16 protein-coding genes and 1 pseudogene are annotated in these 13,510 nt (G+C 60.7%); 10 read left to right on the top strand and 7 right to left on the bottom strand.

Annotated elements, in window-relative coordinates; translation table 11 throughout:
- Positions 1 to 68 precede the first annotated feature (68 nt).
- Positions 69 to 665: a hypothetical protein gene (locus ATY02_RS16240; RefSeq protein ID WP_068576893.1), complete on the top strand. Its 597-nt coding sequence runs from the start codon at positions 69 to 71 to the stop codon at positions 663 to 665.
- A gap of 38 nt (positions 666 to 703) precedes the next feature.
- On the opposite strand, the gene ATY02_RS16235 is transcribed toward ATY02_RS16240, so the two are convergent.
- The 3 genes and pseudogenes from ATY02_RS16235 to ATY02_RS36115 all read right to left on the bottom strand — a co-directional run.
- A complete protein-coding gene (locus ATY02_RS16235; protein ID WP_124346849.1) occupies positions 704 to 1,102 on the bottom strand; it encodes a hypothetical protein in 399 nt (132 codons plus the stop codon).
- Positions 1,099 to 1,665 (bottom strand): hypothetical protein, encoded by a 567-nt coding sequence (locus ATY02_RS16230; protein WP_068576898.1) that lies wholly within the window; start codon positions 1,663 to 1,665, stop codon positions 1,099 to 1,101. Before ATY02_RS16230 ends, ATY02_RS16235 begins: the two co-directional genes overlap by 4 nt.
- Positions 1,666 to 2,004: 339 nt before the next feature.
- Positions 2,005 to 2,112, bottom strand: a pseudogene (locus ATY02_RS36115) (hypothetical protein); the annotation flags it as partial.
- Between the two features lie 4 nt (positions 2,113 to 2,116).
- On the opposite strand from ATY02_RS36115, the gene ATY02_RS16225 reads away from it, so the two are divergent.
- From ATY02_RS16225 to ATY02_RS16215, 3 genes are read left to right on the top strand one after another with little or no spacing between them, the layout of a single operon-like run.
- Complete coding sequence (locus ATY02_RS16225) at positions 2,117 to 3,235, top strand: AMP-binding protein (RefSeq protein ID WP_228022300.1); 1,119 nt, start codon at positions 2,117 to 2,119, stop codon at positions 3,233 to 3,235.
- Between the two features lies 1 nt (position 3,236).
- Entirely contained in the window at positions 3,237 to 4,016 is a 780-nt protein-coding gene (locus ATY02_RS16220) for an SDR family NAD(P)-dependent oxidoreductase (RefSeq protein WP_068576902.1), read from the top strand.
- A gap of 47 nt (positions 4,017 to 4,063) precedes the next feature.
- Positions 4,064 to 4,864, top strand: coding sequence for a cyclase family protein (locus ATY02_RS16215; RefSeq protein WP_068576904.1), 801 nt, complete (start codon positions 4,064 to 4,066; stop codon positions 4,862 to 4,864).
- A gap of 56 nt (positions 4,865 to 4,920) precedes the next feature.
- Here ATY02_RS16215 and ATY02_RS16210 read toward each other — a convergent pair whose 3' ends face one another.
- Entirely contained in the window at positions 4,921 to 5,418 is a 498-nt protein-coding gene (locus ATY02_RS16210) for a hypothetical protein (protein ID WP_068576906.1), read from the bottom strand.
- Entirely contained in the window at positions 5,408 to 5,782 is a 375-nt protein-coding gene (locus ATY02_RS16205) for a hypothetical protein (protein WP_228022299.1), read from the bottom strand. The genes ATY02_RS16210 and ATY02_RS16205 overlap by 11 nt, the downstream gene beginning before the upstream one ends.
- Positions 5,783 to 5,925: 143 nt before the next feature.
- On the opposite strand from ATY02_RS16205, the gene ATY02_RS16200 reads away from it, so the two are divergent.
- From ATY02_RS16200 to ATY02_RS16185, 4 genes are all read left to right on the top strand, one after another.
- Entirely contained in the window at positions 5,926 to 6,408 is a 483-nt protein-coding gene (locus ATY02_RS16200; RefSeq protein WP_068576908.1) for a hypothetical protein, read from the top strand.
- Positions 6,409 to 6,487: 79 nt separating this feature from the next.
- A complete protein-coding gene (locus ATY02_RS16195; protein WP_068576910.1) occupies positions 6,488 to 6,865 on the top strand; it encodes a c-type cytochrome in 378 nt (125 codons plus the stop codon).
- 246 nt (positions 6,866 to 7,111) lie between these two features.
- A complete protein-coding gene (locus ATY02_RS16190) occupies positions 7,112 to 7,972 on the top strand; it encodes an RNA ligase family protein (RefSeq protein WP_068576912.1) in 861 nt (286 codons plus the stop codon).
- A 14-nt stretch (positions 7,973 to 7,986) separates the two neighbouring features.
- Complete coding sequence (locus ATY02_RS16185) at positions 7,987 to 9,132, top strand: AAA family ATPase (RefSeq protein WP_068576914.1); 1,146 nt, start codon at positions 7,987 to 7,989, stop codon at positions 9,130 to 9,132.
- 117 nt (positions 9,133 to 9,249) lie between these two features.
- On the opposite strand, the gene ATY02_RS16180 is transcribed toward ATY02_RS16185, so the two are convergent.
- Positions 9,250 to 10,287 (bottom strand): hypothetical protein, encoded by a 1,038-nt coding sequence (locus ATY02_RS16180; protein ID WP_141698298.1) that lies wholly within the window; start codon positions 10,285 to 10,287, stop codon positions 9,250 to 9,252.
- An 86-nt stretch (positions 10,288 to 10,373) separates the two neighbouring features.
- Here ATY02_RS16180 and ATY02_RS16175 point away from each other — a divergent pair, with 86 nt between their 5' ends.
- Both ATY02_RS16175 and ATY02_RS16170 read left to right on the top strand, forming a co-directional pair.
- On the top strand, positions 10,374 to 10,940 hold the full coding sequence (locus ATY02_RS16175; protein ID WP_068576916.1) for a hypothetical protein: 567 nt from the start codon (positions 10,374 to 10,376) through the stop codon (positions 10,938 to 10,940).
- 112 nt (positions 10,941 to 11,052) lie between these two features.
- A complete protein-coding gene (locus ATY02_RS16170; RefSeq protein ID WP_083236075.1) occupies positions 11,053 to 12,018 on the top strand; it encodes a bifunctional GNAT family N-acetyltransferase/nucleoside diphosphate kinase regulator in 966 nt (321 codons plus the stop codon).
- A gap of 265 nt (positions 12,019 to 12,283) precedes the next feature.
- Here ATY02_RS16170 and ATY02_RS16165 read toward each other — a convergent pair whose 3' ends face one another.
- A complete protein-coding gene (locus tag ATY02_RS16165) occupies positions 12,284 to 13,444 on the bottom strand; it encodes a M20 aminoacylase family protein (protein ID WP_206600635.1) in 1,161 nt (386 codons plus the stop codon).
- Positions 13,445 to 13,510: the final 66 nt, after the last annotated feature.

Here is a 13,510-nt window from a genome sequence, read left to right as displayed (position 1 = left end):
CAAAGTGTGTATAAAGCTTGGCCCGAAGGGCAGCACTCCATGCCCGCGCCAAAGGAAAAACTCCCTCCATGCATCGGCTCCTGCCTCTCGTCCTGCTCCTGGCCCTTGCCGGGTGCGCTACCAAGCCTCCGGCAAACCCCGAAAATCTCTGCGAGATCTTCCGGGAAAAACCGAAGTGGCACGAAGCGGCGTTGAAGATGAACCAGCGCTGGGGCGCACCGATCCAGGTGCCCATGGCCATGATGTACCAGGAATCTTCCTTCAAGCACGACGCCTTGCCGCCGCGCTACTACTTCCTCGGGTTCATTCCCTGGGGCCGGGTCAGCACCGCCTACGGCTATGCCCAGGCCAAGGACGAGACCTGGGCCGACTACAAGAAGGATGCCGGTGGCTGGGGGGCGAGCCGCGACAACTTCGCCGATGCCCTGGATTTCATGGGCTGGTACATGCAGAAGAGCTACAACGTCAACCGCACCTCCAAGTGGGACGCCTACGGCCAATACCTGAACTACCACGAGGGCTGGGGCGGCTATCGCAATCGCAGCTATGACGCCAAGCCGTGGCTCAAGACCGTTTCGCAGAAGGTCCAGGCTCGCGCTTCGCTGTTCGGTGCCCAGTACAAGAGCTGTGAGCAGGAACTGTCGCGCGGTGGCTGGTTCTGGTGACGTTACGACGCTGAGCCGAGGTTGGCGTTGGCGCCTGCCTAGGGCTCCATAGCCACGCCGTAACAGCGGCCACTGGCGGAAAAGTCCCTGATCAGCCGGGCCTTGTCGACGATGGCCGAGAGGGTGCAACTGCCCGGATGGTTGACATCGTCCCAGTAGTTGGTATTGACCATCACGTTGCCTTGCATTTCGCTGGTGCTGCCGACCACTTCCTTGCTCACGTAGCTGGTATTGCGATACCACTGCATCGTCACCAGGCTGCGGTCGGCGGAGGGTTGCATGTCCGTGGGAGGACCGAGGAACTGGATGATTTCCTTCGCGTCGCGACCGTTCCAATGATGGCTGGCCTGCAGTTCCGGCAGGCTCTTGCAACCGGCCAGCAGTGATAGGAGCAGCGCCGGGAGCAGTCGGTAGCGGATCATTGTCGTGGATTTCATGGCGCGCTGTTGCCGAGCATCGTATCCAGGTCGCGCACTGCCTGGCTGTTGGCCTGGACGCCGCGCAGATGTATGAACATTTCCTTGACGGTGGCGACCATCTGCGCGTTGGTCATCTTGCCCAGTGGCAGCATCTGGTTGTTGCTGCGATTGCCGGGGGCACAGACGAAGGCAAAGGTACGCTGGAGCCAGTAGTCGGATTTCGCCGGGTCGATCCAGCCCTTGATAGTCGTCACGTCCTTGATGGCGTAGTCGAGGCGGCTCATGGCCCTGGCGCTGTCGAAACGCACCTGGCGTTCCTTGCATTTGTACTGGATCTCGTAGACCGCAAGTTCCGGCATCCTCCGGTCCTCGAAAATCTGCATCATCATGGCCAGCTGCACACCTTTGGGTTGTTGCTGGATGGCATCGGCATTGGCGATGAAGATTTCGTTGTTATAACGCTCGCCCTTGCCGTAGACGATCCAGTAGTCCCCGGTACCCTGGGCCAGGGCGGCGGTGCTGGTGCACAGCAAACCGAGTGATAACAGCACCTGCCTGGCGCAGCGCAGTGGGCTCTCCATGATGTTTCGTTCCTTGATTGATGAATCGTCGGTCCATCGACCGCGCAAGTAGATAACTATAGTCAGGCGCCGGGATACCGGTCGATTAGGGCAGATGTGCTAATAGCCCATGGCTGCCATGGATGGCTCGCGTTGTGCCCAGGAACAGTTCGCCAGGTGAACGACGGCCGCGCCCTGGGCTTGCCTGGAGCGCCAGGTGCGAAGTGACGGTAATTATCGGTGCCGGAGTGCAAGAGGCTTGCCGGGTTGGCGATGCACTTGCCGCAAGGCAAGTGCAGGCCAAGGTGGAGCGGGGTGGCCGGAATACTCAACCGGTGAACCGGCCGTCCCAGGTGGCTATCAGGCCGAAAGCCCGTGCAAGCGCAGCCAGGCATCCAGTGCCAGCGCGGTTTCCAGGCTGTGCCGGCTTATCTGTGTATTGAAATGGCCCTCGGGTTTGCGCAACTCCTCGGTGATATGGGCCCGGGCCCCGAACCTGATCCCGGGGCCGGAACATGTGGTGTCGATCATTCCCACAGGGGGTACCACCGGCAAGCCCAAGGGCGTGATGCACAACAACCTGAACTGGATCGCCCAAGTCGCCAATGTGAGCAGCGCGCTGCCGCCCAAGGGCCCGGTGGTGCACCTGGTGGTCGCGCCGCTGACCCACGGTGCCGGCGCCATTGCCGCGATCCTGACTGCGCAGGGCGCCACCCATGTGATCCTCGATTGCTTCGATGCCCAGAACGTCATGCGCAGCATCGAGCAACACCGGGTCACGCACCTGTTCCTGCCGCCCACGGCGCTGTATGCGCTGCTGGCCCATCCTGATGTGCGTCGCTACGACTACAGCTCGCTGCAATACTTCCTGTACGGCGCCGCACCCGCGGCCCAGGCGAAGATCGAGGAAGCCATCGGCGTGTTCGGGCCGGTCATGGCCCAGGGCTACGGCCAGACCGAAGCCCCCACGGCCTGCACCTTCCTGGCGCCGGCCGATCACCGCCCCGATGACCCGCGCCTCAGCCAGCGCATGCGCAGTTGCGGACGCCCGGGCATCCTGACGCAGGTACGGATTCTCACCAGTGATGGCCAGGAGGCCGAGCCCATGCAGGCCGGTGAGATCGAAGTGTGCGGCGCCCTGGTGATGGTGGGCTATTACAACAATCCCGCCGCCACCCAGGAGGCGAAGCACGGCGAGTGGCTGCGTACCGGCGATGTCGGCTACCTCGACCAGGACGGTTATCTGTACATCGTCGATCGCAGCAAGGACATGATCATTTCCGGTGGCTTCAACATCTATCCTTCCGAAATCGAAGCGGTGGTGTGCTCCCTGGGCGAGGTCGAGGATTGCGCGGTCATTGGTGTCCCCGATGAAAAATGGGGCGAGGCGGTCAAGCTGGTGGTGCAATTGAAGAAAGGCCGGTCCATCGACCAGGAAGTGCTACTGCGCACCTGCCGCGAGCAGTTGGGCGGGGTGAAGACGCCCAAGTCAGTGGAGATTTGGAACGACTTGCCACGCAGCGCTACGGGCAAGGTGCTCAAGCGCGAAATCAGAAACCGGTTCTGGCTCGGCACCGAGCGGAGGGTATGAAATGACCGCACTTGCAGGAATGAACATCATCGTCAGCGGCGGCGCCAGTGGTATCGGGCTGGCCATCGCCAAGAACCTGCTGGCCAAGGGCGCCCGGGTCTGTGTCACCGGGCGTAGCGCGGATAAATTGCGGACCCTCCAGGCGGAACTGGGTCGTGATGGGGCCCTGGTGGAGGTACGCAGTTTCGATGTCACCGATCGCCCGGCGGTATTCTCGGCCGTCGCCGAGCTGCTGGCGAGCTGGGGCCGCATCGACGGCCTGGTCAACAACGCCGGGGTATACAAGTCCGCGGCCTTCCTCGACTTCGCCGCCGAAGACTTCGAGAACCTGTTCCAGACCAATGTAATGGGCTGCGTGAACTTGATGCAGGCGGTGCTCCCGCATTTGCTCGCCCAAAGGGCCGGGCGCATCGTCAACATCGCTTCCACCGCGGGCAAATGGGGCTCCATGAACCAGAGCGCCTACAACGTGAGCAAGCACGCGCTGGTGGGGCTGACCCGTTGCGTGGCGTTGGAGACGGCCGCCCACGGCGTCACGGTGAATGCAATCTGCCCGGGCCTGGTGGCCACCGACATGATGCATGAACTGCTGGCCCGCCAGGCCCAGGCGATGGGTACGGACAAGGACAGCTTGCAAGCTTCGCTGGAGGAGCGGATTCCCCTGCGCCGGGCGATTCGCCCCGAAGAGATCGGCGAGCTGGCGGCCTATCTGCTGTCACCGGGTGCGGCCGGCATGACCGGCCAATCGATCCTGTACGACGGCGGCCTGGTCATGACCTGAGGTCACCACCGCCGCTTTCACTTTCTCACTTGCTTAGGAGGCATCACATGACACGCCTGGTCTGCCTGACTCGCCCCATCGACCCCGAGCTGCGTTCGAAGATCCCGCCAGCCATGGCATCGATGGCCAGCGTCATCGCTCCGCTGGTCGACTATCACCGCCCGGAGGCCAAGGGCCGCGAACGCATGATGGGGCTCTTCTGCTGCGAAGCCCACGACCTGCCCCATGGCGAGGGTTGGGGCGAGGAAATACTCTCGGACATGAGCTCCCACTGTGGCACGCACGTGGACGCGCCTTATCACAGCGGGAACCTGATCGAGGGCAAACCCGCACGCAAGATCCACGAAATCGACCTGCAGGAGTTGTTCTGCCCGGGGATGGTGCTCGACATGCGTCCCTACGAGCGGCGCAACGATGCCTACACCATCGAGGAGCTCCAGGCCGCGATAGATGCGGTGGGCCGGCCGATCCAGGCCGGAGATGCCGTGCTGCTACGTACCGGGCAGGAGCGCTTCGAGTCCCTGTCCGCCGAATGGTTTGCCTATCCGGGCATGTCCCGCGAGGGCACGCTGTTCCTGGCGCGGGCCGGGGCCAAGGTGCTCGGCACCGATGCACCAGGCTGGGACCGGCCCTTCCCAGTGATGCGCAAGCGGTTCGAGGAAACGGGCGAGGGTAGCACCATCTGGGATGGGCACTTCGCGATCCAGGAAAAGGAGGCCTTCATCGTGCAGCAGATGCACAACCTCGCCGCGCTGCCGGCGTCAGGGTTCATGGTCGGTTTCTTCCCGATGAAGCTGGTGGGAACCAGCGCCTCACCGGCCCGTGCCGTCGCCTTCCTGGACAACTAGGCCCCACGCTTCATACCCAGCCCGCCTTCATCGGTGGGCTGGGTGTCGTCCTGGTATCAAGCCAGGTTCCCCACATGCAACTCATTGAAGACCACATCGTCATCCAGATCGGAAAAACGATCGAAGTCGTCGATCTCATCCGGCATTGCGTAGTAGACAAGGTAATTTCTATCCAGGACCAGATAACCGCCCACAAGCTCCTGTCTTTTGGATCGCGCCTTGATTTCACCTGCCGTTATTCCGGGGTAGAACCTTCTATCAAAGCGGCCCGTATAAGGAGGCTCGCAGCATAAGGAGACGATATTGCCGGCCTCGTTGGCGGAGAATGAGATGGCTCCGTCGTCGATCCTGTAGCAGGTGTACTTCATCCCGAAGTTTTCGAAATCAAAGGCTTGTACATCGAACTCATCCAGGATGTTCCAGACGATATCGTCTGCATTGTCTCCCAGGCAGATACCGCCAATCGACTTCCCAGGGACTATCTCGAGATCCAGGCCAATCACAATGTCACCTTCGCCATTCGCATGCCTGTGAATATCGTACTTAGTCGCCATCGGCCACTAGAACCTCATCTTCCCTGATGGCGTTCTTCAGCAAGCGCACAAACTCGACAATCTTGTCTTCACTGCGCCCCTGCAGATGATCAACCAGTATTTGTTGATGGGCGGGGTAGATTCGCGTTGTCCCATAGGGGTCTATATAGATTCCGGTTTTCTGCTCAAGGTCCAGAAAGGCAGGTTCCAGAAACTTGACGTCCCGGTCATGAATGGACAAAGAGGGTTTGTTGCCTTGGCTATCGGCCAAGTATGAAAAATCCAGCACAGGCAGCTCATTCAAAGTTTGGCGGGTAAGGTGCCGAATTGCCGGCTGGGCAAATAGAGCTTTACCCTCTTGGAGGCTCTGGATCGGCCAGTTCATATCACCGGAGCATGGTAGAATCCGCCGCCCAAAAGTGCGAGCCCCGCGAAATCGGGCGCCCAAAAACTGAGGCGACGCGTTAAAGGGTGGCCATGCCGAACCTGGGCCGGCAGTGATCAAAATAGCCGTGAGCGCTAGCGCATATGAAAGGACTGCAAGAGCGATGGAGTGACGGCCAGTTGATCGGCCTGGACATCATGTATCGCCAACCTGGGGTTATCGAGCCCATAGCGATCGACTCGATTGAAAACACCGAACTTACCCATACCTATGGCAGGGCCTACAGCCTTTCACGGGAAGCAAAGACCACGCTGGGTGAGTTGCTTGGTGAAGATGACGATGTATGGGCGCAAGTCCAGGTAAACCATAAGTTATCTCTGAGTAACGGCCAGGTCGTTCTATGCGGCGAGGGCGAAATGGGCAACGAGGGTTTTATCGCCAGGACCGATGCACGCAATCATTTGGAGTGGTTCCTGTTCTCGACCACAGCCAATCCATTCGTGGCGATCAAGCAAGAAGGCGACCTGGTTTACGTTCAGTCCACGCACAACTTTTGTGTCGTCTTGAACCTGTTGGACGATGACGTGCTCATTGTCAACGAAAGCGTTTTTCAAGCTGCCCGATAGCAGTTGCAGGGCCCCAATCACAGTGGCGACTGCAACTGAAAAGGACTTCATACCTGACCGAGGGAAATGCAAAATAAAAATGAAAAGATCATTGATCGCTTCACTGGCTGTTCTAGCGTTGATCCAAGTGCCGTTATCCTTCGCCGATAATGCCAACGGCAAAAACCTCTACCTGCAGCGATGTGCCGTGTGCCATGGCCCGGATATCAAGGGAACAGGGCCATTGGCCAATAAAAGCAATCCTCCTACCCCGGACCTCACGACATCCGCCTTCAAGAAACGCCTGAACGATTACCCGGGCGTCATCGTCTCCTCGGTGATACTGCGACCAAACGGCGACCTGATCCCAAGAACCTTGCGCGAGAACGGCGTGAAGATTGCGCCCTATGCCTGGAAGGTCCAGGACTTTCGTGATTTGCACCAGTACATGACTGGGGTGATCGCGAAAACTCGTTGACCTGGCCCAGCTCAACGTATCGCAGGGCTTGACCAGGTACCGCCGTCTGCTGTTGAATGCGCGCCCTCAAGCCCCTGCAACCTTTCTCCCAAGTGGTGAAGCCAGTGCCCTACGCCAGCCAACACGCCTGATACCGACGACGGTCCATCGTGCCTGATGGCTGCCCGCGCCTTTGCGCGGCGGCGCCTCATCGCTGTGCCTGCCTGATCCTGTCGTCGGTTTTTCCCTATTCCCAAGGAGAAACCCATGAACATGGATATTCGTGCCGACGCGCACTCCCTAGAACTGCTCAAGTACCCCCGTACCCCCCACCTGGAAAGCTCGCGCCTGCAGGATGGCGACACTGACGCCGGACAGGTGCGTTATGCCTCCCTGGCTGGCCAATGGCTGGTGGTGGAAGAAAAACTCGACGGTGCCAACGCCGGCATCAGCTTTACCGAGGGCGGCGAACTGCGCCTGCAATCCCGTGGCCACTACCTCACCGGAGGCGGACGCGAGCGCCAGTTCAATTTGTTCAAGCAGTGGGCCGCGGCCCACGAACACTGGCTGCTGGAGCGCCTGGAAGATCGCTTCGTACTGTACGGCGAGTGGCTGCACAAGAAGCACTCAGTGTTCTACGACCACTTGCCCCATTACTTTTGCGAGTTCGACGTGTGGGACCGCAGCAGCGGGGTGTTCTTGTCTACGGCCGCACGCCGCGAGCTGCTCAAGGGCGGCCCCGTGCTGTCGGTACCGGTGCTGTACGAAGGCCCGGTGCCACGCCGGCAGGCCGAGCTGATGGCGCTGGTTGGCGATTCGCTGGCCAAGACTGCCCATTGGCGCGAGGCGTTCGAACACGTGGTGCAGCGCGAAGGCCTCGACCTGGCCCGGGCCTGGCGCCAGTGCGACCGCTCCAGTCGCATGGAAGGCTTGTACCTGAAGCTCGAGGACGCACAGCAAACCCTCGGCCGCTTGAAGTGGGTTCGCCAGGATTTCGTCCAGGCCATCCTCGATGCCGACCAGCACCATGCCAATCAACCGTTCATTCCCAATCAACTGGCCGACGGCGTCGACCTCTACGCGCCGCGCCTGTCCATGGACTGGCATGGCCCCTGCCGTGGCTACTGAAGGAGCTTTTCGAGATGGATATTCATCCACTGCAACACCTGGTGCCCGAGCCTGGGCACGCCATGGACAGTGCCGCCTGCCTGGCGGCCATCCCGGCCCTGGCGCGCCTGGCCGACACCCCGCAGGACCCGACCTACCACGCCGAGGGCGATGTGTGGATTCACACCCGCATGGTGGTGGAGGCGCTACTGGCCCAGCCGGCCTACCAGCAAGCCAGCGCCGAGCAGCGCTTCGTGCTGTTCTTCGCCGCCTTGCTGCATGACATCGCCAAGCCCGATACCACAGTGATCGACCCCGAGACCGGGCGTATCGGCCAACCCGGACACTCGCGTCGGGGAGCGGTGGATGCCCGGCTACTGTTATGGCGCGCCGCTGTGCCGTTCGAGCTGCGCGAGCAGATCTGCCGCATCATCGCCGTGCACCAGGTGCCGTTCTTCGCCCTGCAAGGCGATCGCAGCGGGCGCAGCACGGAGTTCCTGCTCCACAAGCTGTCCTGGGAACTGCCGGTGTGGATGCTCTGTGCGGTGGCCGAGGCCGACATGCAAGGCCGCGATTACGCTGGCAAGGCCGATGTCTTGAGCGCCATCGAACTGTGGCGTGAACTGGCGGCCGAGGAGGGCTGCCTGCACGGGCCGCGGGCGTTTGCCGACGACTACACGCGCATCCAGTACCTGCGTGGCGCCCGGGTGCATCCCGACTATGCGCTGCATGCACCGCAAGGCTCGCAAGTGGTGATGCTCTCCGGCTTGCCGGCCAGCGGCAAGGACACCTGGGCCGCGCGACATCATCCGGGCCTGCCGGTGGTCTCGTTCGACGATGCGCGCCAGGCCCTGGGCCTGCGCCATGGGCAGAACGAAGGCGCCGCCGCGCACTACGCCATCGACCGGGCCAAGGCCTTGTTGCGAGAGCAGCGGCCGTTCGTATGGAACTCGACGCATCTGTCGGCGCAGATGCGCAATCGCACCCTGGACTTGCTGTACGGCTACGGTGCAGAGGTGGAGATCGTCTACCTGGAAAGCCCGGAGAGCGAGATCATGCGGCGCAACCAGCAGCGCGACACCTCGCTGCGCAACGCGGATATCCGCCGCATGCTATTCAAATGGGAAGTGCCGCTGCCGACCGAGGCGCACCGGGTGAGTTACCAGGCGCTGACCAGGTGATGCCGGAGGAGGGCCGTGGAGGCTAGGGGGATGTAGAGAGTGGCGCCCTTGCATGATTACGCTGGCCAACCCCATGGCCAGGTGGAACAAGGCAAGGGCGCAGCGGGTTGGCCCAGGTTAGTTCTGCCAGCACTGCGCGTAGCGCTCACACACCCCGTAGCGCTTGTCCAGGTCGGCCATCCGGGTCCAGTGATCGGCCATCGTTTCTTTTTGCAGCTGCTCATCGAGCCGATGGTAGTACTGCAACATCGCGTTGTTGGTAGCCAGCGCCTGGGTGACATCGGTGGCCTGGGTGTCTGGCACCAGTGCCTTGATGGCTGGTGTATCCAAGCGCGAGAGGCGTGTGTGGTACTCGACCTTGTAGTGCTCGAGCGCGCTGGCCTTTACCCCTTGAGCCTGCTTCAGGTAAGTCACTACGTTCTGCCGAAATTGGGTCCAATAGGCATCCGGCAGGTCCAGGTTCATCTGCCGCTTGCGTTTGTCGACCACCAGGTCGACGGCTTCGTTCTGGCTGCTCTCGCTCAAGGCAGGCCCAGGCTTCATCTCGCTGATGATGCTCTGCGAGACAATCTGCTCGATCATTTCGTCACGCTCGACGGTGGCCGGCAGGCCCTTTACGGGCGCAGGGAAGAGGGCGTTGGCGCCCAGGCAGCTTGCCAGGCCTTTATTCACCAGAGGGACAGGGGAGCGCACCACTTGGCCCTGCGCTTGGTGCAGGCGCTTGAGCGATGTCACGCACTGACTGCCGGCACGACTGAAGGTGAGTTCGTATTCAGCGCCACTTTGCGGCGTGAAGGTGAAGGCCATGCCACATACCGAGCCGGTGCCTTGGGTATTGAGGTGCAGCATCCGCTCTTTGTTCGGGGCCAAGCGGATTTCCAGGTAAGGCGTCTTCTGGGAGGCAGGAGGTATCGACATGTTCGCTCGCCGGCGAGAATCGGCGAGGAACAAGTTATTGAGAATCCCCGTGGTTTGCCCGTCACAGTTCTGCTCATCGAACACACCCAGCGTGGCGCTGCTCATGTCGCTGATAAAACGAAGCTTGGCGGCGTCTGCTTCGGTTGCATCCGGATAAGTGCCCGATAAACTGCAGCCGCTCAAGATCAAGGCGAAGGCCATGGCACCCGATACACGGCCGGTGAAAATACTACTCATAGTGGGTGTCATCCTTAACGCTTGATTTGAAAGGGGCAGCATCATAATGGGAAAGCCACATTTTGTTTCAATGGATCGAGTATCGAATGCGCAAGACAAGTCAGTTGTTGGTCGTTGGAGTTACAGCCTTGATGAGTGCCTGTTCGGCATTACCGCCTGAAATGGCCCTGGATTCCAAAGTCTATTCCACCGAAAACGCAGGCCTCGTCCTCGGTTCGCTGATCGAGGGCGGGCCCTACGGCACCTGGATCAGTTTTCGTAATGTGAATAGCGGCAAGACCTACGGCTGGGCTCCCAAGGACTATTACTCGGCATGGCTGCCTGCAGGTACCTATGAAGTGAATGACCTGGGTTCACGCCGCGGGCTCATGGGACCCTATTCGAAACCCCTGCGTTTTACCGTGGCCAACGGCCAACTCAATTACCTGGGCGAGATGGCGTACGGCTGCCCGGTCGCGGCCCACCCAGCTGCCGTCTATGGGGTCAAGAACTGCGGTTTCCTTGCACTGGGAACCTGTACGGTGGACCGTCCCAGTATTGCCATATGTGTGACGGACAGGCAGGAACAGGCCGTTCGAACCTTCGTCAAACAGCACCCGCAATACTCCCAGCTTCCGGTCAGGCCGACCGTGATGTCGATGCAGCAGCCGTAACGACGGCCAACTCGCTTGGGCATCGATGACGGGTAGGGCAGGGAGCAGGTTGTGATCTTTTCGGCATTGCTCGCCTTATGCCTTAAGATGCCCGGTTGCCGAAAGAACCGTCATGGCCATAACCGCCATGAAGGGCTTTCATCCTTTACAAACAAGTGTGGTGAAGATGAACAAGCCTTTCATTTCGCTGTGCCCTGAAATCACTCGGGCACATGCGCTGACGTTGAAAGATTGGTTGGAAGATGAGCGCGTTACCTGTTACCTCAGCGATTCACGTGATGTTTCCCGTTCCATCGAACACGTCATCGATCGGACTCAACTGCCGATCCTGACCCATCTATTCAACCGAGGCGGCCGGTTCTTCATGGCCTATGACCGCCATGACGCCCCGGTGGGTTTTGTCCGTCTCGTCAAGACCGACTCCAATTGCGAGATCGTCCTGGTTATCGGCGACAGCGATAAATGGGGCCGAAACCTTGGCGCCCGGACCATCCGCGAGGGCATGAAACTGGCCTTTCTCGACATGCGGGCCGAAAAGCTCATCGCCAAGATCCACCCGGACAACTCGCGCTCATTGAAAGCCTTTGTGCGCAGCGGCTTTGTGCTTGAGAACGAAACGCCGGCATTGAAGTCGTTTTCCATGACGGCGGGGCGCTATCTGCAGTTCTTGCGCGAAGGTGCCGCTGGCGACTCCACGGGGATCTACATCACCGAAATCGACAAAGCCAGGCTCGAGAGCCTGATCGTCTTCGAGCAAGGCCCGGCCGTGGTTGAACTCGAACATGAGCTTGAGCGAGCCATTGTCGTCAAGCCGCAGCAAGTGGCGCGCAACGTCGTCACGATGAACTCCAGGGCCTTGTTGCACCTGGACGACGAAGAAATCGAAGTAGCCCTGGTCTACCCGGACGACGCGGACAGCAGCGCCGGGAAGCACTCCGTGTGTTCCGACATCGGCGCCGCCATCCTCGGCTATCAGGAGGGCGATGCCATCGACTGGCGTATTTCTGATCGGACCCGCCGGATCGAAATCAGGAAAGTGCTTTATCAGCCGGAGGCCGCTGGCGATTTCCACCTGTAATTGCGCCTTCAGCTCAGTGTTCGTTTATCAGGCAAAGGACGAGGTTGCGCTTTCCAGGCCTTAAGCTGCGCGTGCGCAACGGCGGACATGAGCCATGAGGGCTCCGATGAGATTAGCTAGGCGTCAACTCGCGGTCCTGTAGCTAATGCCTCTTGAGATGTTCCTCGATTCCAGCTCATGGAAAACGGGCCTGCGATACCCGCGCGGCCCGTTTGGATAAAGCGCCGCTCCCTCCCGCAAATGCGCACCTGATCGGGGCAATTGCTCACACCTGTAGCCGGTGCCGGACGAGGGCGACCCAGTAGGCCACGCCCATGGGCATGATTTCGTCGTTGAAGTCGTAATGCGGGTTGTGCAACGAGCGACCGCCTTCGGCCGAACCGTTGCCGATCCAGATGTAGGCGCCAGGCTTGCGTTCGAGCATGAAGGCAAAGTCTTCCCCGGTCATGCTCGGTGCCACGGTAGTACCGACGTTTTCCCGCCCGGCCACGGCGCGGCTGGCGACCACGCAATGTTCGGCATGCACCGCGCTGTTGATCACCGGTGGCGATCCGAATTCGAAGAACTCCAGTGATGCGCGCACGCCCATTGCGGCCGCCAGTTGTTCGACCAGTTCGAGCATTCGACGCGATGCGATTTCGCCAGCCGCGGGGCGAAAGTAGCGCAGGGTGCCGGTCAGGCGGGCGGTGTCGGGAATGATGTTGTGGGTATGCCCGGCATGGAACTGGGTGATGCTGAGGACCAGTGCGTCGGCCGGGTCGATATTACGTGACACGATGCTCTGCAATGCCGTGACCAGGTGTGCCGCCGCCAATAGCGGATCAGTGCCTTGGTGGGGGATGGCGGCATGGCAGCCGCAGCCGCTGACGACAATTTCAAAGGGCCTGGCGCCTGCCATTGCCGCACCGTGATGCACCACGAATCGACCCGCCTCCAGGCCTGGCCAGTTGTGCAGGCCGTACACGCATTCGGCGCGAAACCTGTCAAACAGGCCGGCGTTCATCATCGCCTTGGCCCCCGTACCGATTTCCTCGGCCGGCTGAAAGATCAAGTGGACTTTGCCCGCGAAGCGCCGGTCAGTCGCCAGGCGGCTGGCAGCTCCCAACAGCATCGCGATATGGCCGTCGTGACCACAGGCATGCATCCAGCCGTCGTGGCGTGAGCGGTGGGCAAAGGTGTTTTCTTCCTGGATGGGCAGGGCATCCATGTCGGCGCGCAGGGCGATCTCGATGCCGGGTTGCTCGCCTTCGATCGTCGCGACAACACCGGTTCCGCCAATGCTCTCATGGGGCTGCAAGCCGAAACTGCGCAGTGTCTCGGCGATGAACGCGCAGGTCTTGCTCTCGGCGAATCCCGCCTCTGGATGCTGATGCAACCAGCGACGCCAGCCCACCATGCGTTCTTGCAGCCCTGCGTCCGTTGCCATTGCCATCTTGCTGTTCCTGTCTCGGGTGACTCTGAATCGGTATCGCATCCGCCAGGGGATGCAGTT

The organism is Pseudomonas sp. BIOMIG1BAC (genome assembly GCF_001705995.2).
Taxonomy (GTDB): Bacteria; Pseudomonadota; Gammaproteobacteria; order Pseudomonadales; family Pseudomonadaceae; genus Aquipseudomonas; species Aquipseudomonas sessilinigenes.
The sequence above is the reverse complement of the archived record's forward strand: the minus strand, read 5'-3'. Positions and strand labels throughout refer to the sequence as shown.

What these genes read in the sequence shown, in the direction of transcription:
- ATY02_RS16240 (WP_068576893.1), top strand. Translation starts at nt 69, where the DNA reads ATGCATCGGCTCCTGCCTCTCGTCCTGCTCCTGGCCCTTGCCGGGTGC.
- ATY02_RS16235 (WP_124346849.1), bottom strand. Translation starts at nt 1,102, where the DNA reads ATGAAATCCACGACAATGATCCGCTACCGACTGCTCCCGGCGCTGCTC.
- ATY02_RS16230 (WP_068576898.1), bottom strand. Translation starts at nt 1,665, where the DNA reads ATGGAGAGCCCACTGCGCTGCGCCAGGCAGGTGCTGTTATCACTCGGT.
- ATY02_RS16220 (WP_068576902.1), top strand. Translation starts at nt 3,237, where the DNA reads ATGACCGCACTTGCAGGAATGAACATCATCGTCAGCGGCGGCGCCAGT.
- ATY02_RS16215 (WP_068576904.1), top strand. Translation starts at nt 4,064, where the DNA reads ATGACACGCCTGGTCTGCCTGACTCGCCCCATCGACCCCGAGCTGCGT.
- ATY02_RS16210 (WP_068576906.1), bottom strand. Translation starts at nt 5,418, where the DNA reads ATGGCGACTAAGTACGATATTCACAGGCATGCGAATGGCGAAGGTGAC.
- ATY02_RS16205 (WP_228022299.1), bottom strand. Translation starts at nt 5,782, where the DNA reads ATGAACTGGCCGATCCAGAGCCTCCAAGAGGGTAAAGCTCTATTTGCC.
- ATY02_RS16200 (WP_068576908.1), top strand. Translation starts at nt 5,926, where the DNA reads ATGAAAGGACTGCAAGAGCGATGGAGTGACGGCCAGTTGATCGGCCTG.
- ATY02_RS16195 (WP_068576910.1), top strand. Translation starts at nt 6,488, where the DNA reads ATGAAAAGATCATTGATCGCTTCACTGGCTGTTCTAGCGTTGATCCAA.
- ATY02_RS16190 (WP_068576912.1), top strand. Translation starts at nt 7,112, where the DNA reads ATGAACATGGATATTCGTGCCGACGCGCACTCCCTAGAACTGCTCAAG.
- ATY02_RS16185 (WP_068576914.1), top strand. Translation starts at nt 7,987, where the DNA reads ATGGATATTCATCCACTGCAACACCTGGTGCCCGAGCCTGGGCACGCC.
- ATY02_RS16180 (WP_141698298.1), bottom strand. Translation starts at nt 10,287, where the DNA reads ATGAGTAGTATTTTCACCGGCCGTGTATCGGGTGCCATGGCCTTCGCC.
- ATY02_RS16175 (WP_068576916.1), top strand. Translation starts at nt 10,374, where the DNA reads ATGCGCAAGACAAGTCAGTTGTTGGTCGTTGGAGTTACAGCCTTGATG.
- ATY02_RS16170 (WP_083236075.1), top strand. Translation starts at nt 11,053, where the DNA reads ATGGCCATAACCGCCATGAAGGGCTTTCATCCTTTACAAACAAGTGTG.
- ATY02_RS16165 (WP_206600635.1), bottom strand. Translation starts at nt 13,444, where the DNA reads ATGGCAACGGACGCAGGGCTGCAAGAACGCATGGTGGGCTGGCGTCGC.